The organism is Marinobacter mobilis, from assembly GCF_900106945.1.
In the GTDB taxonomy this organism is placed as follows: Bacteria; Pseudomonadota; Gammaproteobacteria; order Pseudomonadales; family Oleiphilaceae; genus Marinobacter; species Marinobacter mobilis.
The window spans coordinates 240,081-258,698 of sequence record NZ_FNNE01000005.1; the positions used below are offsets into that span (position 1 = coordinate 240,081).

At 59.5% G+C, this 18,618-nt stretch carries 12 protein-coding genes; 1 reads left to right on the top strand and 11 read right to left on the bottom strand.

From position 1 onward, the window contains the following. Nucleotides 1-82 precede the first annotated feature (82 nt). The gene (nadN, locus tag BLV11_RS09720) at nucleotides 83-1,891 is read left to right on the top strand and encodes an NAD nucleotidase (RefSeq protein WP_091813023.1); all 1,809 of its coding nucleotides are present in this window, start codon (nucleotides 83-85) and stop codon (nucleotides 1,889-1,891) included. 21 nt (nucleotides 1,892-1,912) lie between these two features. Here the strand turns inward: nadN and BLV11_RS09725 are convergent, their stop codons facing one another. The 11 genes from BLV11_RS09725 to BLV11_RS09775 form a co-directional block, all read right to left on the bottom strand. Next, nucleotides 1,913-4,123, bottom strand: a complete 2,211-nt coding sequence (locus BLV11_RS09725) for a sensor domain-containing diguanylate cyclase (protein WP_245725979.1) — start codon at nucleotides 4,121-4,123, stop codon at nucleotides 1,913-1,915. Nucleotides 4,124-4,272: 149 nt separating this feature from the next. Further along, nucleotides 4,273-5,625, bottom strand: coding sequence for a sigma-54-dependent transcriptional regulator (locus BLV11_RS09730; protein WP_091813028.1), 1,353 nt, complete (start codon nucleotides 5,623-5,625; stop codon nucleotides 4,273-4,275). Further along, nucleotides 5,622-7,439 carry a sensor histidine kinase gene (locus tag BLV11_RS09735; protein ID WP_091813030.1) on the bottom strand — a complete coding sequence of 606 codons (1,818 nt, stop codon included), beginning with the start codon at nucleotides 7,437-7,439 and terminating at the stop codon, nucleotides 5,622-5,624. The genes BLV11_RS09730 and BLV11_RS09735 overlap by 4 nt, the downstream gene beginning before the upstream one ends. Nucleotides 7,440-7,546: 107 nt before the next feature. Further along, a complete protein-coding gene (locus tag BLV11_RS09740; protein ID WP_091813032.1) occupies nucleotides 7,547-9,712 on the bottom strand; it encodes a TRAP transporter permease in 2,166 nt (721 codons plus the stop codon). 32 nt (nucleotides 9,713-9,744) lie between these two features. Beyond that, complete coding sequence (locus BLV11_RS09745) at nucleotides 9,745-10,728, bottom strand: TAXI family TRAP transporter solute-binding subunit (RefSeq protein WP_091813034.1); 984 nt, start codon at nucleotides 10,726-10,728, stop codon at nucleotides 9,745-9,747. 217 nt (nucleotides 10,729-10,945) lie between these two features. Next, complete coding sequence (locus BLV11_RS09750; RefSeq protein WP_091813036.1) at nucleotides 10,946-11,389, bottom strand: response regulator; 444 nt, start codon at nucleotides 11,387-11,389, stop codon at nucleotides 10,946-10,948. Nucleotides 11,390-11,435: 46 nt separating this feature from the next. Then, nucleotides 11,436-13,145, bottom strand: a complete 1,710-nt coding sequence (locus BLV11_RS09755; RefSeq protein WP_245725980.1) for a putative bifunctional diguanylate cyclase/phosphodiesterase — start codon at nucleotides 13,143-13,145, stop codon at nucleotides 11,436-11,438. Then, nucleotides 13,135-13,575: a response regulator gene (locus BLV11_RS09760; RefSeq protein WP_091813040.1), complete on the bottom strand. Its 441-nt coding sequence runs from the start codon at nucleotides 13,573-13,575 to the stop codon at nucleotides 13,135-13,137. Before BLV11_RS09760 ends, BLV11_RS09755 begins: the two co-directional genes overlap by 11 nt. Further along, entirely contained in the window at nucleotides 13,572-15,161 is a 1,590-nt protein-coding gene (locus BLV11_RS09765; RefSeq protein WP_091813043.1) for a sensor histidine kinase, read from the bottom strand. The genes BLV11_RS09760 and BLV11_RS09765 overlap by 4 nt, the downstream gene beginning before the upstream one ends. Before the next feature lie 319 nt (nucleotides 15,162-15,480). Further along, nucleotides 15,481-16,512: a TRAP transporter substrate-binding protein gene (locus BLV11_RS09770; RefSeq protein ID WP_245725989.1), complete on the bottom strand. Its 1,032-nt coding sequence runs from the start codon at nucleotides 16,510-16,512 to the stop codon at nucleotides 15,481-15,483. Nucleotides 16,513-16,637: 125 nt separating this feature from the next. Then, the gene (locus tag BLV11_RS09775; protein WP_091813047.1) at nucleotides 16,638-18,551 is read right to left on the bottom strand and encodes an ATP-binding protein; all 1,914 of its coding nucleotides are present in this window, start codon (nucleotides 18,549-18,551) and stop codon (nucleotides 16,638-16,640) included. Between the last annotated feature and the right edge of the window lie 67 nt (nucleotides 18,552-18,618).

An 18,618-nucleotide genomic window follows, 5' to 3' on the forward strand; every position in this document is an offset into this window, starting at 1 on the left:
AACCGCCATCGAATCATCACATCGCTGACACATTCAGCAGCGAAGCTCCGGGTTGATACCCAGTAAACCACGGAGTAAGCACATGATTCGCAAACCCGCGATGGTACTGATTCCCCTGCTGGCACTGGCAGGCTGCAACGATGACGACGGCTCCCCCCTTGAAGTCAACATTCTCCACATCAACGACCACCATTCCCACCTTGAAGCCGACACCCTGAGCCTGACGATCGCGGGTCAGGAAACCACGTTTGAATCCGGCGGTTTTGCTCGGATAGCCAGCAAGATCCTGGAACGGGAAGCCGTTCTGGATAACGTGTTGAAGCTGCATTCCGGCGACGCCGTGACCGGCACCCTGTACTTCACTTCGTTCGAAGGTGAGGCGGATGCTGAACTGATGAATCTGGTGTGTTTTGACGCCTTTGCCCTGGGCAACCACGAATTCGACCGCGGCGACGAGGGCCTCAAGCAGTTCCTCGATTACCTTGCCAGCGGCAGCTGCAATACACCGGTACTGGCGGCCAACGTCAAACCCGCCCTGGGCACGCCATTGGCGCCGGTGGCTGAAGACGACTACCTCCAGCCCTATGCGATTCGGGAGATCGGCGGCCAGCGGGTGGGCATCATCGGTATTGATATTGCCGGCAAGACCCAGGCCAGCTCCAGCCCCCTCGCCAGCACCGAATTCCTCGACGAGACTGCTACCGCCCAGGCCATGATCAATGAGCTGCAGGCCGATGGCGTCAACAAGATCGTACTGCTGACCCACTACCAATACCGCAACGACCTGGTTCTGGCCCAGGCCCTGTCCGGCGTCGATGTGATCATCGGGGGCGACTCCCACACCCTGTTAGGCAACTTCGACAACTATGGCCTGACGGCCGGGGGCGCCTACCCCACCGAGCTGACCAACGCCGATGGCGACAAGGTCTGTGTAGTGCAGGCCTGGCAGTACGCCCAGGTGCTGGGCGAGCTGACGGTAGCCTGGGATGCGGACGGCAAGGTCACCGCGTGTACCGGCGTCCCCCACCTGCTGTTAAGCGATTCCATCAGCCGCGAAAACGATCAGGGAGAAGACTACCGGCCTGCTGGCAGTGAACTCCAGGCCATTCTCGCTGCCGTTGCCGCTGACCCCCAACTCAGCCTTGTTACCGAAGACGCCACCGTTGCCAGCGCTCTGCAGCGCTACACGGAACAGCTCGATACATTCCGCAACCAGGTTGTTGGCACCGCCACCGAGGACCTGTGCCTGGAACGCATCCCCGGTGCCGGAGGCCGCAGTGCCATTGAAGGCTGTGACGCCCAGACCCGGGACCACGGCAGTGACATTTCCAACCTGATGGCCCAGGCCTTTCTGTACCTTAGCAAGAATGCAGACGTCGCCATCCAGAACGGCGGCGGTGTGCGCACCGACATTCCCCAGGGCGACATCACCATCGGCGATGCCTACACCCTGCTGCCCTTCGCCAACACCTTGGTGGATCTGACCATGACCGGTGCCGAAATCCGGCAGGTGCTGAACGAAGCCGCGGATTTCGCCCACGACCCGAACGGTTCCAGCGGTGCCTATCCGTATGCCGCAGGTCTGCGCTGGAATGTGGACATGAGCCGGGCGGCCGGCAAGCGACTGTTCAATATCGAGGTGCGGGATAGAGACGGCAGTGTATGGCGGGCGCTGACCGATGCTGACGTCCTCAACGTGGTCACCAACAGTTTCACCGCTGGCGGCCGGGACGGCTACCTGACGTTTGGCACTGTCACCAATGACGGTCGCGCCGTGGATACGTTCCTCGACTATGCCCAGTCGTTCGTGGATTACGTCGAAGCGGTCGGTACCCTCAACAAGCCGGCGTTGTCGGACTACTCCACCCAGAGCTATACCGCAGCACCATAAGCGGGGCGTGTCGGCCGTCCGTCAGGCGGCCGACACGCAGTTGCGGCCATTCTGCTTGGCCTGGTACAGGGCCTGGTCTGCGACCAGAAACAACTGATCAATGTCTCGGGTCGTATCCGGCCAGGAGGCCACCCCCACGGATATGGTCAGCCCCTGCAGTTCCGGACCATCCGGCCCCGCCTGCAAATCCGACACCCCGCGTCGTAACAGTTCCGCCCGATCCAGCGCAGGGTGGCTTGCCGCCCCCGGCATCAACACCGCAAACTCTTCCCCACCCAGGCGGCACACCACGTCGCTGTCCCTCACCTCGCTCTTCAGTACGTCGGCGACGGCCCTCAGCGCTGCATCGCCGGCAGGGTGACCAAAGTCGTCGTTGAATCGCTTGAAGAAGTCGATGTCGATGATCAGCAACGACAATGGCAATTCGCTGCGCCGGGCCGACGCCACCTCGTGACGGAGCAGCTCCTCGAAATAACGCCGGTTCTTGAGCCCCGTCAGGGCATCCTCATAGGACAGTCGCTCCAGTTCTTCCCGCAACGCCAGCGACGCCAGGGTGATGGCGATTTTTTCCATGGTCTGTTGCAGCGACAGGAACAATGGCAGGGAATGAAACTCAGCATCACCTGAGCCTTCGCCCTGGGGTGATTCCAGCAGGACCACCCCAGCAACAAACCGTCCCTGGCTCTGGCTGGGCAAGCTCAGCTGCAGACACCACGGGTACTCAGGTGCCGCGCCGTCGGCATCGAGTTCGCTGTGCAGCGTTGTCCCGACATACAGAGACGGCGGCGGAATCGAATCCAGGATGTCCTTCGGCAACGGCCGCTCAGCCGACGGCGATCCCCACTCCGCCATCAGCATCAGTCCGCCCTGCTGCTCGAGCCTGGCGTAGGCTCGCCCCGACAGCGGCTGGCAGAGTTCCACCAACCGACCGGCCCAGAGCGTGATGCCCTCTTTCAGACTGTGGCAATTCTGGAGTTCGACGACCAGATCGCTGAGATACCGGGCCCGCTCATTATCCACTGCCAACTGATGAGCCCGGACCCGCTCCCGCTGGGCCAGCTGCTCAAGCTTGCGGGTCCGTTCACCGACCTTCCGTTCGAGTGAGTGATTCAGCAGGTGGATGGCCTGCTGAGTGCGACGGTAATGCAGCAGGGATATGGCGACAATGGCGAGGGAGAACACCAGGGCACCGTGATTCACCGGAACCCGGCCCCAGGGCAACAGGCTGTGGGCCACCGCCATATCCAGGAGCAGCAACCCGGCCAGCAAGGCGTAACAGGCAATGATCAGCCGTTGTTCAACATTCACCGTACGCCAGCGACGCAGCACCGAGACAAACAGGATCACCGTGGTCACCGCTAACAGGGCATCGAACGGTGGGAAGGTGCTCGACAAATCCACCAAGCCCAGCAGCGCCATTCCCAAAGCGCCCACCAGGTAGACCAGATGCAACTTCCAGATCCAGCCGATCACCTTCGGGCGGGTGTTGCTCAGCCACTGGGCCAGCAGCAGGGCGATGGCCACCGGCACCGTAAAATAGGCGCCTGCGGCCAGGTAATCCCAAAACAAAGGGGCGTGAACAATCAGCAAACTGGCCTGACTCTCCGCCACCAGCATGACCCCGATGCTGAACGAAAACAGCGCCACAGAGGCGAAGCTCCGCCGTTCCGCCTGAACCAGGGCAAACGCCACCGCCAGCAGCGCAATCAGGCCACTGAACGCCGCCACCGCCAGGGATTCTATGGATTGACTCAGGATTCCCATGTACAGGCCCTGGCGATCCAGGATCTGTACCTCCCCCCACAAGCCGATGTCGGTGTAATTGGAGAAGATACGGAAATACAGGGATTTCCCGGTAAAGTCCGGCGGCAGGTCGATGGCGTGCCAGGGCCAGCCCTCAAACTGCCCCTGCCCATGTTCATCGAACGTGCCGTAGCGATAGATCCGCTCGCCGCTGAGATAGACCTCGACGATCAGATCCACGCTGTAGATATACAGTACCGGGTCATGCCAGCTGCCCTCTGGCAGGGTCACCCGATACCAGACATTGCTGCGGCCACGGCGATCAGGAGGGTTGGAGGGAAATCCGATGTCATGCCATTCGCCCGCTTCCGGCTCCAGTGCCCAGAGCGGCTGGCCCTGGGCGTTGAACGGCGAGTCCCCCCAACGGTATTGCCAACCCTCCTGAAGGTCCAGGGCGGAGGGCTGCGCGAAGACAGGGCCGGCGATCATGACCCCTATTACAAACCATAAAGTACGGAGCAGTGACTGACACATAGTACAGGTCGGAATCATTCGTGTGGCGACATTGTTCCTGAGTATAAACAGCCCGGAACACCCTGTCCCCAGCCAAGGCGAATGTCGACTCCAGCGTTACCGGCTCAGTCGCGGAATTCTGCCTTGTCGAGCCCGTGCTTCTTCATCTTGTCATAAAGGGTCTTTCTTGCCACCCTGAGCTGGGCCATGGTGTCCTTGATACTGCCACGGTTGGCGTTCAGGGCACTGATGATGGCGCTGCGTTCAAAGGCATCCACCATATTACCCAGGGTTTGGTGCGCGGCGGCGGAGCCGGGCATGGTCACGCCGGAATCCTCGAAAGCCAGCACCCCCAGCAACACGTAGCGTTCAGCCAGATTCCGTAACTCCCGCACATTGCCAGGCCAGTCGTACTGCATCAGGCGACTGGCCTGGGACGCTGTCAGAGGAACGGACTCCCTATCGTAACGGGCGGCGGCAATCAGTGCGAAATGGTGGAACAGCAGCGGAATGTCTTCTTTACGCTCGCGCAGCGCCGGAATGTCCACCTGCACCACGTTGAGCCGGTAGTAGAGGTCGGCACGAAACTCACCGCTGTCGCTCAGCTGCTTCAGGTCGACCTTGGTCGCAGCGATCACCCGCACATCGACATCCACTGGCGTGTTACTGCCCAGCCGCTCAAGCTTGCGTTCCTCCAGCACCCGCAGGATTTTCACTTGAAGCGCCAGCGGCATGCTCTCAACTTCATCGAGAAACAGGGTGCCACCGTGGGCATGTTCGAACTTACCGATCCGGCGGCGCTCGGCCCCGGTGAAAGCCCCCGCTTCATGGCCAAACAGTTCACTCTCGATCAGGTTCTCCGGCACCGCTCCGCAGTTGATCGCAACGTAATTCTGCTGACGTCGCGGGCTGTTCTCGTGGATGTAGCGGGCGATGGCATCCTTGCCCGCGCCGGTCTCGCCCCGTAACAGGATATTCGCGGAGGTTTCCAGCAGCGGATCGATGGTGGCCAGAACCCGCTGCATCGCCGCCGAGTCCCCCAACAGGCGGGGCCCCGGCTTGGCAAGATGCTTGAGCTGCGCCTTGAGGCGGCGATTTTCCAGCGCCAGCTGGCGTTTCTCCAGAGCATGGCGCAGCAGCTCCAGTAATTCATCGTGGTCAAACGGCTTTTCTATGAAATCGTAAGCACCTTTCTGCATGGCGGAGACTGCTGTGCTGATGTCCCCCTGCCCGGTCAGAATGACGACCGGTATGGTGTCGTCGATCTCGTGGACCTTCTCAAGCACGGCAAGCCCATTCATCCCCGGCATGTTGTAGTCGCACAACACCACTCCTTCAAACTCACCATGGATTCCGGCCAGGGCGCTGGCGCCATCCGCAAAGCACTGTACCGGCATGTCGTCGAGCGCCAGGCTCTGGGCCATGACCCGACGGATATCGGCATCGTCATCGATAAAGATCACCGCAGTTTCAGTCATTCACTGGTCTCTCGCTGGTTCAGCTCCACTATAAATTCGGCCCCCTGGCCATCGTCGCGGTTGCGCCCGGTCAGGTGACCGCCCAAGGCCTCGACAATCTGACGAGAGATAGACAGCCCCAAGCCCAAGCCCTGGCTTAAGGACTTGGTGGTAAAAAACGGCTCGAACATCTGTTCCGAGTTGCCCGCCAGACCCGCGCCATTGTCCCTCACCCGACACCGCCAGCAGCCGTCTCCCGCCTCGATAGCGATCTCAACCCTGGGTTCAGCCGCCATGTCCACCGCCTGCACTGCATTGGCCAGCAGGTTCACCATCACCTGTTCCAGGCGGATCAGGTCTCCGTGGCATAACACCGGCTCGGCCGGTCGGCGCCAATCGAAAGTCACCCTCGCGCAGGCCTCCTGGGCGGAGATTATCTTCAGCGCGGCATCGACTGGTAGACGCAGATCAACCACCGCGGGCAACCCTTCAGATTTGCGGGCAAAGACCTTGAACTGGCGGGTCAGCTCCGCCATTTTTCGGCACAGGCCGTCAATTTCTGCCAGGTTTTCATCCACCGCCGTCAGCTCTCCGCGCTGGAGGAAACGACGACTGTTGCGGGCATAACTCTGGATCGCCGTCAGTGGCTGATTCATCTCATGGTTGAGACCGGCCGACATCTGCCCGAGTACCGCCAGTTTGGCCGCCTGGATCAGTTCCTGCTGGGTTTCCCTCAGCTCACCCTGCGCGCGTTCGCGCTGGCGCACCTCCTCCACTAATCGATGGTTGGAGTTTTCCAGATCAGCGGTGCGTTCTGCCACCCGTTGTTCCAGCTGAACCCCCCGCTGCGCGAGTTCCGCCTCACGACGATAGCGCTCCCTCAGGTATAACCAACTCAGGAAGCCGCCAAAAAACAGCACCGACCCCACCAGCAGGAACTGGATACGGGACAGCAGCACCGGCTGGGTACCCATGATCACCCGCAGCGACCAGTCCAGCTGAGGCAATGGCGTCGCCACCACCAGATACGCCTGTTCGCCCTTGTCTCTTGGGTAACGCACCAATTCAGAGTGCTCTGACACACCCAAGGGCCGCCCGAGATTGATGCGCGGCACCGGCTGTAATTCCATACCAGGATAGCGCTCAACCAGACGCTGAGGATCCGGTTCCCGTGCGCCGGTGGCGCGAAAGCTACGGTACAGCCATTCCGGCCGGCTCGACAGGAAACTTATTCCGTCGCCATCCAGCACCACCATTTCCGCATCGGCAAAACTGGCCGGACGTTGCCACTGGTTTTCCAGTTCGGTGACCAGCATCTTCACCACCAGCACCCCAAGCATATCGCCGCGGGCAGACCACACCGGGTGGGAAAAATAGAGTCCGCGCTGGCCGGATGTAATGCCCAGGGCAAAATAGATGGCGATGCCGCGGTTGCGAATCGCACGCTGAAAATAGGGCCGGTAATCGAAACGTCGCCCGATAAAGCTGTTGTCTCGGTTGTAGTTGTTGTGGGCGATGGTGAGCCCGGAAAGATCAAGCAGGTAGACATCGGAGGCTCCGACAATAGACGCCATCCGTGCCATCTGGATATTACTCTGGAGTACCAGGCTGACGTCACCGGGATGTTGCAGCACCGAACGCATCACCGGGTGCTGGGCCACCAGCTCCGGAATCGGCCGGTAGCGGTTAAGTTCATTGCCCACCAGTTGCTGGTAACGGAAAGATTCCTTCTGGCTCTCCTGCTCCAGCAGGTGAAAGCCATACCAGCCGCCAAACAGCCAGCACAGGGCCGCTGTCAGTAGGTACAGTCCAATGATTGCGAATCGATACACCATGGCTCCGCCTTGAACAGGAAAACCCCTGTTCACCCGGTAGCGGGCAAACAGGGGCTCCTACAGTGTATGGCAAGATACCGGGCGACGCGACGCCCTGCCGCCTGGCCTCAGGCGGACACAGGCGTTGCCAGTGCTACCCGGCGCTTCTGCGCCAGGTAAGCCATGACAACCACCACCACACCGGCAAGGTCAGTGATGATACCGCCCTCAATCATCATCAGCGCTGCTGCCATCAGCAACACACGGATGTAACCGGGCGCCAGCCCCCGCACGAACCAGCCCTGTACTGCACTGGACAACAGGTAAACGCCTATGGTGGCGGTGACCAGGGCGCGGGCAATCTCGAACACCCCGGCATCCATCAGCAAGGCACTGTTGTAGAAGAACATGAATGGCACGATGAACGCTGACAAGCCAATGCGGAACGATGCGACTGAGGTCTCCATGGGGTTGGCTCCGGAAATACCCGCAGCGGCATAGGACGCCAGCGCCACCGGCGGTGTGATTGCCGACACCACGGCAAAGTAGAACACGAAGAAGTGCGCGGTCAGCGGCTCGATACCCAGCTGTACCAAGCCCGGGGCGACGACGGATGCGGCGACAGCGTAGGCGGCCGTGGTTGGCATGCCCATGCCCAGCAGCACGGAGATGAACATCGCGAACACCAGTGCCAGCAGCTGGCTGGTTTCCGCCACTCCCAGCAGCAGCGACGAGAAACGAGCGCCAACGCCGGTCAGGGATATCACCCCGACAATCACCCCTGCACAGGCGCACACCACGATGATCTGCACCGACATAATGCCGGACAGCTGCAACGCATTGAGGATCGCACGCAGCCCCATCTTGTGTGGCGATAGCCAGCTCACCACCACCGCGGAGACGGTGGCCAGGGTTCCGGCACGGATGACCGAGTAGCCCATGAACAGGGCCACGATGAGGATCAGGATTGGCACAAACAGATAGGCCTGTCGGGCCAGCCGCTTGAGCGACGGCAGTTCGTCTTCACGCATGCCCCGCATGCCCAGACGCGCCGCTTCCAGATCCACCATGAAGTAGACCGAGGCAAAATACAGGATCGCAGGGATGATCGCGGCAATGGCAATCTCGGTGTAGGGAATACCCGTGATTTCAGCCATGATGAAGGCCCCGGCCCCCATGATCGGCGGCATGATCTGACCACCGGTCGACGCAGCAGCCTCGACGGCACCCGCGGTTTGCTTGCTGTAACCCACCCGCTTCATCAGTGGGATGGTCAGGGAGCCGGTGGACACCACGTTACCGGCGCTGGTGCCGTTGATCATACCCATCAGCCCGGAAGCAAAGATCGCGACCTTGGCAGGGCCACCGCGGGTACGACCGGCAGCAGCAAAGGCAAAGTTGACGAAGTAGTCACCCACCTTTGACGCCTGTAGGAAAGCCGCAAAGATGATGAACAGGATGATATAAGTGGACGACACCGCCGTGGTTGGCCCCAGCACGCCCGCGTCGGTATACACCTGACTGAAGAACCGCTGGATGGATAAGCCGGGATAGCCCAGGAAGCCCGGCAGGTATGGCCCGGCGAAGACATAACCAAGAAACACCAGCGCGATAATCACCAGCGCCATGCCGGCCACCCGGCGGGTCATTTCCATGATCAGGGCTGTACCGGCAATCGCCGCAAAAGAAATCCCCACCGGGGCAAATGGCGTGCCCGTACTCATCCGCATCGGGGTGTTGTACACCACCAGCAGGTAGGCTGCCGTCGCGATGGAACACACTACCAGCACCAGGTCCGGCAAACTGAATACGGCACGATCACGACGGTGCAGCCAGCTCAGCACGATGCCCAGCCCGGTGGCCGCCAGCAATGGCCAGCCGTAGTGCCAGGTTTCCAGATCCACCGGCAGGCGCAGGGCACCGCCCTGAACCTGCTGGTACATATTGAGAGTCTGGAACAGTGCGTAACCCGCCGGCAACAGCAGGATCAGGGCCACCCAGCTGGTCCAGCGGAAGCCACCAGCGCCGGTGTCCGTGAAACGGGCACCGGAAAACAGCACATAACCCAGAATCAGCGCCCCGCAGACGTGGACGATACGGTACGACCAGGTCTCCAGCGGAGAAATGTTCAGGGCATAGAGGTGGAACACGGCATAAGCGATGGCCAGCACACTGACAAAGGCCAGCAGACGACGCCCGAACAGGCGGCGATTACCCTCGACCGGCTCGTCGTCGACACCGTGGGCCAGCATGTGGTCATCGCTCTCGATGAGTGATTGGCTATTGGATTTCATGGCAGATAAACCCTGGTTAAAGGAGTCTTCAGTTACTTGATCTGGCTGACGTCAATGGTGTAACCGTTCTCGTTGAACCAGCGCGCTGCACCCGGATGCCAGGGGATCACCGTGTTATGGACGTAATTCTCCGCAACGCTGGTGGTCGCCGCCTTGTGGATGGAGACCATCTTGTCGTTGTTCTCCAGGGTAAGACGGGTCATTTCATACACCAGCTCCTCCGGCATATCGCAGCCAGCCACTGCGAAGTTCCACATGGACACCGCCTGGGAGTCCGCGTTCAGGGAGCTGTAGGTGTTGGCCGGAATGGTAAACGGCGCAACCGGGAATTCCGCGGTAATCCGGGTAACTTCATCCTCATTGAATTCGATGATGCGAATGTCGGACTGAACTTCCAGCTGACTCACCGCCGGAATGGGAATACCTGCGGCGAACGCCACGACGTCGATCAGGCCATCCTGCAACTGTCCGCCCAAGTCGGCCCAGCTGCCGTTGCGGCGCTCGTACTGCACGCCAAGGGCATCCATCATCCGCGGAAAATAAGTATCCGAGGTGGAGCCGGCCGGGCCGAAGCCGATCCGGGCGCCTTCAGGAATGTCAGCAATGCGGGTAATGCCGGAATTGGTCAGGACGGTTACCGAGAACGGTGTCTGGTACATCGGGAACATGGCACAGACGTTGTCGAGCTTCATGCCCGGTGCCAGCGGGCTCTTGCCCTCCAGTGCCTCACTGGCCGGCCCCATGGTGGTCAGCCCGAAGCCCAGGTCACCGGTATGGACCAGCGCCATGTTCTGCACCGGGCCACCGGTGATCTCGGCACCGCCGGAAATGCCCAGGTTCTCGGACATGTAGTTGGCCCAACCGGAGCCATAGGCGAAATAGGTGCCGCCCTGGCTAGCCGTCCCTACGGTAAAATTCTGCGGCCAGTCAGCTCGGTCGCTGGCAATCGCATTCGAAGACAGCACAGTTGCGGAAAGCGTTGCTGCAGTGATCAGCACACGGATGTTTTGGCTCATAGGAAACTCCCAGGTTGGCGTTTTGCTGTTGTTGTCAGTCAGACCAACAGCAACCACCAGGCCAACTCGCGGAAAACCGCGCGGGAGAGCGCCTCAAGCGAATAGCCGGACATCTCTATGGGTGCAGACCTACCCGTTCATCAGAGGGGTTTGGGTGGAATTCCACCCATGGCTGGGCGGAGAAGCCAAGAGCAACGGTTCGGGAAGACACACAGAATCAGGAACTTCGCAGTTCCGGTAGCGGGGACACTGAAACCCAGTAATTCTCCATGATCCGCATGACCTCCACCAATCCCTGGAACCCCAGCGGTTGACGTATCACGGACGCAGCACCCCGACGGTAGCATTCGAGGGTGTCGCACGCGCTGTCCGCTGGTTTGAACACGATCACCGGCACCACTCTAAGCACAGGATGTTGCTTCACCCGGGTCAGGATATCCAGGGTGCCGGGTACCTCACCATCAGACAGCGCCAATAGTATCAAGCCCGGATAGGCGTTGCTGGCGTCCAGCTGACCAAGCAGGCCCTCGGCAGAATCATAGGTACGCATGCGGTGGGCCAGGCCACTGTAGGACAGCGCGTCCACCAACTGGCGGCGCTCTTTATCGTGCGAAGCGGCCAACCAAATCACTTTGTCTGACAATGACTTGCTAGAGCTCATTGTTCTCTTCCCTGAAGCTGACGGAGCTGAAATGGCGCACTCACGATCACAACGTCCTGTTGTGCCGAAGTGCAAACTCCAAGGCCTCATCATGCGGTTTGGGTGGGGCCACCAGGTAACCCTGACCAAACCGGCACCCCATTTCCCGCAACAGACTGCGCTGCTCCTCGGTTTCGACCCCCTCCGCCACCGAATCCAAACTGAGGGAGTCCGACAGGGTAACCACAGCCTTCGCAATGGCCGGCTCGCTGAGACCGTCATGCTCACCGGAAACAAAACTGCGATCGATCTTGAGGTATTCTGCAGGGAAATGCTTTAAGTAACGCAGGGATGAGTACCCGGTGCCAAAGTCATCTATCGCGACTCTGATACCCATGCTCCTGATCTCCCTCAGGTCCGTGAGAATCCGGCCTTCCTCTTCGGTCACATCGATCAAGGTTTCCTCGGTCAGCTCCAGCTCCAGACGTTTGGGGTCCACGCCGTGCCGGTAAATCGTCTGAAACAGCAGCTCCTTGAATGACGGGGACTGCAGCTGAATGGGCGATACGTTGATCGCGAGCGTGAAATCGTCAACCCCCTGGTCTTGCCAGAGAGACAGTATCGCGCAGGCCTCATCGATGACCCACTCCCCCAATGGCAGGATCAACCCGGTACGTTCAGCCACCGGAATGAAGAGATCCGGAGCGATGACTTCATCACCCCGGCGCCATCTCAAGAGCCCTTCGAAGCCCAGTATGCGTGTGTCGTCCAGCATCCATTTGGGTTGCAGGAAAAGCTCCAGGGCTTCCTGCTCCAGAGCGCGACGAAGCCCCCGTTCAATTTCAAGGTTGTTCTCAAGCTGCGTCTGGAGCCCCGCCGTGAAGAACTGGGTCCGCCCCGCCCCTCGCCGTTTCGCTTCGTAGAGCGCGATGTCTGCCTTTTGCATCAGTTCGATGGGGGTTTCACCATTGTCCGGGTAGACAGCGATACCAACGCTGGCACTCACAACAAGCTCATTTCCCCTGATTGCAGATGGCTTGCCCAGACATTCGATGATTTTCTCTGCCACCAGCACAGCGTCCTGGAAATCCCCCAGATCATCCAGCAGCACCGTAAACTCATCCCCGCCTATCCGGGCAATGACATCGGAATCGCGCATCAGCTTGCGCAACCGGTCCGCGACCAGGAGCAGCAACAGGTCCCCGGTGGGGTGACCAAGGCTATCGTTGATTTCCTTGAACCGGTCAAGGTCGAGGAACAATACGGCCAGCTTGCCCTGATTACGCTTGGCCCTTGCCAGGGTTTTTTCAAGGATCTCCTCAAACAGCAGGCGATTACCCAGCCCCGTCAATGCATCCTGCTTCGCCAACCGTTCCAGTCTCAGCAGAACTTTTTTATGCTCCACGGCATGCCGGATGGTCCGTTCCAACAGCTCCGTCGTCAGCTCGGACTTGGGTAGAAAGTCCGCGGCCCCATGCTCAATAACGACATCGTCCAGGGTATCGCCATCAGCACCGGTCAGTACGACGATCGGACGGACCACCGACTGACGCAAGGCCTTTTCCAGCAGGGGAAGCGCGGTTTCCGACCCCAGAAAATAATCCACCAGGAAGATGTCGTATTTGCGTTCCAGCAAACAGGCCTCAGCTTCCTCGAAGCTGCTCACATGGGACAGCTCGAAACTGGTTCGCGTTGCCGTGCCCAGTAACGCCTCAACGATGGCAAAATCAGCATGGTCATCATCGACCATAAGTACGTGCAGGTGCTTATTCGCCATCAGGCAACTCCACTATTGAACACCAGTAATCGCCAAAAGCCTTGATCTGGGAGACAAAAGCCTCGAAGTCAATTGACTTGCTCATAAAGGAGTTGGCGCCAAGATTGTAGCTCCGGACCACTTCCTCCTGTTCCGTCGAAGTGGTCAGAACCACAATGGGCAAATGGTTGAGTTCAGGGTCGCCGCGAATTTCCCGCAGGCAGGCCCGGCCATCCATTCGTGGCATATTCAAATCCAGCAGGATGATACCGGGCATCGGATACTGGCAAACATCATCATAGGGAGGCTGCCTGCGAAGATATCCCATCAGCTCCTCCCCATCATTTACGAAGAAGAGCGGGTTGGTCAGCCGGCTCTCACGGAAGGCTTCCTCGGTGAGAATCCGGTCCATCGCGTCGTCCTCTGCCAGGAGTATCGGGAACGGATTCATAGGGTGTTGTTGCTCCTGTCGGTCGGCAACACAATCGTGAACTCAGCTCCCTTACCGGGAACACTTTCCACCGCAATGGTGCCGTTATGGCGCATCACTATTTTTCGGCAAATGGCCAGGCCCACGCCGGTACCTTCATATTCACTGCGTCCATGCAGCCGTTTGAAGATCTCAAAAATCTGATCCTTGTACTTCATATCAAAACCGATACCGTTATCCTTAACGCTCAGCCGATAGCGGGCATTGGCCAGGGGCTCTCCGGTAATGCTGACCTCCGGCAGAACACCTTCTCGTCGATAACGGATACTGTTACTGATCAGGTTCTGGAAGAGCTGACGCAGTTGCACCGCATCCCCGAATACTGTTCCCAGTGCCTGCACGTGAATGTTTACCCCTGCCTCGGCAATGGAGAGTTGAAGATCCTTCTGCACGTCGCGCACAACGTCATTAAGATCCACCGACTCAAACGGATTACCCTGGGAAATGACCCGGCTATACTTGAGCAGACTGCTCAGCAGCGCGTCCATGCGTTCGGCAGCATCCCGAATATAGCTTACGAACTGCTGCCCCTTTTCATCAAACTGGCCATAGCGCCCCGAGGTCAGGAGTTGGGTAAATGACAGTAGTTTGCGCAGTGGCTCTCGCAGATCGTGGGAGGCGATAAAAGCAAACTGCTCCAGTTCTTCGTTGGATCGTTTCAGCGCCTCGGTGTATTCCCGCTGGCGCGTTTCATGCTGCTGACGCTCGGTGGTGTCTTCCAGAGAAACAACCATGGGGGCACCCTCACCTGCCTCCAAAGGATTCACACCCACTTCCACCGGCAGTTGCCGGCCGCCCTCTCCCAAGGCCAAAGCATCCTGGCGTTGCCAGCCATGCTTGCGCCAATCTGGCCCAACAACCAGCTCCCTGACATTAGAGCCGTGCAGGGTATCCACGCTCATACCGATCATACTGGCCACCCTCTGATTGACCAGCTGGATGCGACCGTCCTGCTTGACCAGCATTAGACCGACCGGGCTTGCTTCAAATAGATTGCGGAACCGCATTTCCATGCGTTCACGCTGGCTGATTTCCTGCTCCAGGCGCCGCTTGGTCTCCGTCAGTTCATCGACCCGACGTTGTAAATCGGAACTGGCCATCGCCAGCATCCGTTCAGATTTTTCTCTAAGGGAAATCTCCGCACGCAGCCCCTCATTGGCCTGCTGCAGCTGCATGGGCCGGGGCAAAGCCAGCGCCTGGGGAATCAGTGGCCAGATCAGGATAGCGGTCAGGATGGACACCACCGCCGTGATGGCCTTGACGACGCCGGACAGATAATAGTCGCCGTTCCAGATATTCCAGATCGAGAGAACGTGGGTGGCGCCGCAGGCGAAGATGAACAAGGCAAAGAGCACGAACATCCACTGGTATTCCAGGTCCTTGCGCTTGGCCATCAATACATACAGAGCGGCGGGAATGGTGAAATATGACAGCGCGATCGCGCCATCAGAAATGGAGTGCAGATAAACCAGGTCATTTCGCCACAGGTAACAGTGCCCATGCCCCATGAACGTCGAATTCAACCACTCCCCAAGGCCATCGTTCATATGCTCACCTCTTGGTGATCGCCGTTATAATGGCTGAACAAGGCCTTCACCGGCTCCGGGCAGCATCCTGATCAAGGCCATTATAATTATTATGCTTGTTCAGGAAGCTTAGCACTGACTGATTAAATTTTCGTCATTCTCACCGCGCCTCATCAACCGCGTATCGTTGTGGAAGCACATGAGCCGCACCAAGCGGATGCGGACGAAGCCCTCAAGGCTCCCATGGCGCTGGTACCGGAGATTCCGGCCAGGGCCACAAGGCGGCATGAGAGCGGAGCGGTTCGGGGAGTAAGGCGGGGCGAGGCTATCGGCCCCGACCTCAGTCGGTCGGAGCGACGGTATTCAGATAAGCACGGTCAGACATGTTGATCCAAGGGCGTACCTGACGCAGATAGTCCTGTTGCGACTGAACAATCTCCCGCGCCAACGGGTCATTTTCCGACGCTTCCCGCAAAAGCCGGTCGGTGGTTGCACGAAGGGCGTCAATCACCTCCGGCGGGAACGTGCGGTGCTGGACATCCGGGTACGCCTGCTGCATCTGGCTCCAGGCAACGCCACTCTGATGGGTGCTCTGGATGTACATGTCATAGGCCGCCGTACGCATGGCCACCCGAAGAATTTCCTGCAGGTCGGCGGGGAGTCGCTCCCAGGCCTGCTGATTGATCAGGAACTGCACCTCGGCACCCGGCTCCTGCCAGCCGGAGTAGTAATAATCGGCAATCTGGTGGAAGCCCATATTGAAGTCCAGTGCCGGCCCCACCCATTCCAAAGCATCAATGGTGCCCCGCTCCAGGGCCGTGTACAGCTCACCCGGGGGAATGTTGGTCACCGCCACCCCGAGTTCCGCCATCACTTCGCCGGCAAACCCCGGGGTACGCATTTTCAGCCCCTGCAGGTCATCCAGGGAGGTGATTTCCTCGCGGAACCAGCCGCCCATCTGGTTGCCCGTGTTACCGCCAGGGAACGACAGCAAACCATGGGGCGCGTAGACTTTTTCCATCAGCGCCATGCCATCGCCAAAATAGAACCAGGCATACTGTTCGGGCGCGATCATGCCAAACGGTACGGTGGTGAAGTACATGGCGTTGGGGATCTTGCCCTTGTAGTAGTAAGACGCGGTATGGCCCATGTCGTACTGACCGGCCTTGACCATGTCAAAGATGCCAAAGGGCGCCTTGTGCCGGTTAGAGGAATCGATGCGGATCCGGAGGCGTCCGCCGGACATGGCTTCAGCCATCGCCGCCATATTGCGGGTGGCATCCCCGAGGATGGGGTAATTCGGTCCCCAGGTTTCAGCCAGCTTCAGGGTATAGGTCTGTTCTGCCCGCGTTGCCGTGCTCAAAACCAGCATCAGCAACACCGCAACCAGCAGGGGTAATTGTTTCATGGAGTCCTCGGATTGGTCATCGTATCAATCGATTAGCGGCCAATCATACCGATGTTGCCGGGGAACCCAAACCCCCGCCACGCCGCCCATCAGTTCGCCCGTGGCAGCAGAACGTAGAAACAGGTGCCGATCCCCGGTTCCGACTCAAAACGGATGCTGCCGTTCATGTGCTGCAACAGGCCCCGGGTTATTGCCAGTCCAAGCCCCGTCCCGCCCTTGATCCGTCGATCAGAGCCATCGGCCTGGGCAAATTTCTCGAACACCCGGGTGCGGAACGCTTCGGGAATACCCTCGCCCTGGTCACAGACTGACAGCTGGATCTGGCCATCAAGTAACTCACTGGTCACCGTAACGCGGCCTCCGGCGGGAGAAAACTTGATGGCATTGGACAACAGGTTATCCATCACCTGTTGGAAGCGCAGATCGTCGGCCAGTACCGCCGCCTGCCCGGACTGGTTGTCGTAGGCGAGGCTGACGTCGTGGTTGTGGGCATAGGTGGAGAGATTCTCCAGGCTGGTTTTGATCAGGGGGGCCAGGGCCAGTGGGCGGATATTGAAGCCCAGTTTTCCGGACACCAGCTTGTCCATATCCAGCAAGTCATTAATCAGCAAAGTCAGTCGTTCACTGTTTTTCCGGGCAATACCGACCATGTCACGAGCCTTCTCCGGCAGCTCGCCAACCATCCCTTCCGAGAGGAGTTTGAGAGCGCCAGAAATGGACGTCAGCGGGGTCCGCAACTCATGGCTGACGGTCGAGATGAATTCGCTCTTCATCTGTTCGACCTTTTTCTGTTCGGAGATGTCCTGAAACGACAGCCACACCAATTCCCGGTCGCCCTCTTCACGAACCCGCACGCCCGACAACAGGATAGGCAAGCTGCCGCCATCCGCGTGCAGGCAGAGGCTCTCAACAGGCCCAAAGCGACGGTCCTGGTCGCGATTGGCCCAAGGCATGGGCGACGGGAGGATACGACTGATCGGAGTCGTGCGGAGGGTCTCGGCGTCCACCCCTGTCATGGCGCCCAGAGAGGCATTGACCCGCAGCAGACGACCACTGTGGCTCTCCACCAGAGCCATCCCCTGGGGCGACAGTTCAAACTGGGATTGCAGGCGCCTCCGGCTCTTCCGCTCGCGCTGGATCGACAGTGTCATTCCGAGACCCGGCAACAGGATCAGGGCCGACGCCAGCAGCAACAGGGCACGGAAGCGGACAACATCGGGCGGGTGAGTCGGCCAGCCGCCCGCTGGCGTGGCACCCAGCTGCCAGCGGCTACCACCCAGTACAACCGGCATGGTGACCGGTTGCTGCCGGAACAACCCCGCAGGCCCGAAAAACACCTCACCGGGCACGGCATCATTACCCAGGGTACGCAGGGCCACCGCCAGGTTCCCACTCTGATAGAGACCGGCTTCCCGGTACAGGGCCTCAACATCGATAACCGCCGACACCAGTCCCCAAAGGACACGTTCCTCGCCGCTTGCCGGAGCAACGAACACAGGAACCCGGCCAATAAAGGCCTCGCCCCCCTGGACAAGATCGACCGGGCCATCCAGAACCAGCTCACCGGTTTCCGCCGCCTGACGGACCTTCGGCCACTGCAGGGCATTTTTTCGATAATCGAGCCCCAGCGCCGCTTCGTTGCCAGCCAACGGATGCACCATGCGAATGACCATATCCGGGGCCGCACCAATATTGCGCAGTTCCTGCTTCTGAGCCAGGATCGCACTGGCAATGGAGGCAAAACGATGCGGGGTAATATCAGGGTCAGAAGAGATCACAGCCACCAGCCCCTGCACAACCTGCAGGTTCTCACCGATGGCGCCTTCAAACTGTGCCCGCAGGATCGACAGCTCCCGCGTCACATCACCCCGAACCTGCTGCTGGTAACTGTCACGGTGTTGCTGGTCCAGCACCCGGACCCCAAGCACCGTTACCAGCAGCACACAAAGCCAGCCACCCCATAAAACCGTGCGGACATCGGGCTTGCGCTTGCGGAGATTCATGCCCTGACCATTCCCAAAGTTGTATTCCCAATCGGCGACTTTTTTTCACCTTAGCCAATCGCAGTGA

Coding starts and splice junctions, on each gene's coding strand:
- nadN (WP_091813023.1), top strand. CDS start 83: ATGATTCGCAAACCCGCGATGGTACTGATTCCCCTGCTGGCACTGGCA.
- BLV11_RS09725 (WP_245725979.1), bottom strand. CDS start 4,123: ATGATCGCCGGCCCTGTCTTCGCGCAGCCCTCCGCCCTGGACCTTCAG.
- BLV11_RS09730 (WP_091813028.1), bottom strand. CDS start 5,625: ATGACTGAAACTGCGGTGATCTTTATCGATGACGATGCCGATATCCGT.
- BLV11_RS09735 (WP_091813030.1), bottom strand. CDS start 7,439: ATGGTGTATCGATTCGCAATCATTGGACTGTACCTACTGACAGCGGCC.
- BLV11_RS09740 (WP_091813032.1), bottom strand. CDS start 9,712: ATGAAATCCAATAGCCAATCACTCATCGAGAGCGATGACCACATGCTG.
- BLV11_RS09745 (WP_091813034.1), bottom strand. CDS start 10,728: ATGAGCCAAAACATCCGTGTGCTGATCACTGCAGCAACGCTTTCCGCA.
- BLV11_RS09750 (WP_091813036.1), bottom strand. CDS start 11,389: ATGAGCTCTAGCAAGTCATTGTCAGACAAAGTGATTTGGTTGGCCGCT.
- BLV11_RS09755 (WP_245725980.1), bottom strand. CDS start 13,145: ATGGCGAATAAGCACCTGCACGTACTTATGGTCGATGATGACCATGCT.
- BLV11_RS09760 (WP_091813040.1), bottom strand. CDS start 13,575: ATGAATCCGTTCCCGATACTCCTGGCAGAGGACGACGCGATGGACCGG.
- BLV11_RS09765 (WP_091813043.1), bottom strand. CDS start 15,161: ATGAACGATGGCCTTGGGGAGTGGTTGAATTCGACGTTCATGGGGCAT.
- BLV11_RS09770 (WP_245725989.1), bottom strand. CDS start 16,512: ATGCTGGTTTTGAGCACGGCAACGCGGGCAGAACAGACCTATACCCTG.
- BLV11_RS09775 (WP_091813047.1), bottom strand. CDS start 18,551: ATGAATCTCCGCAAGCGCAAGCCCGATGTCCGCACGGTTTTATGGGGT.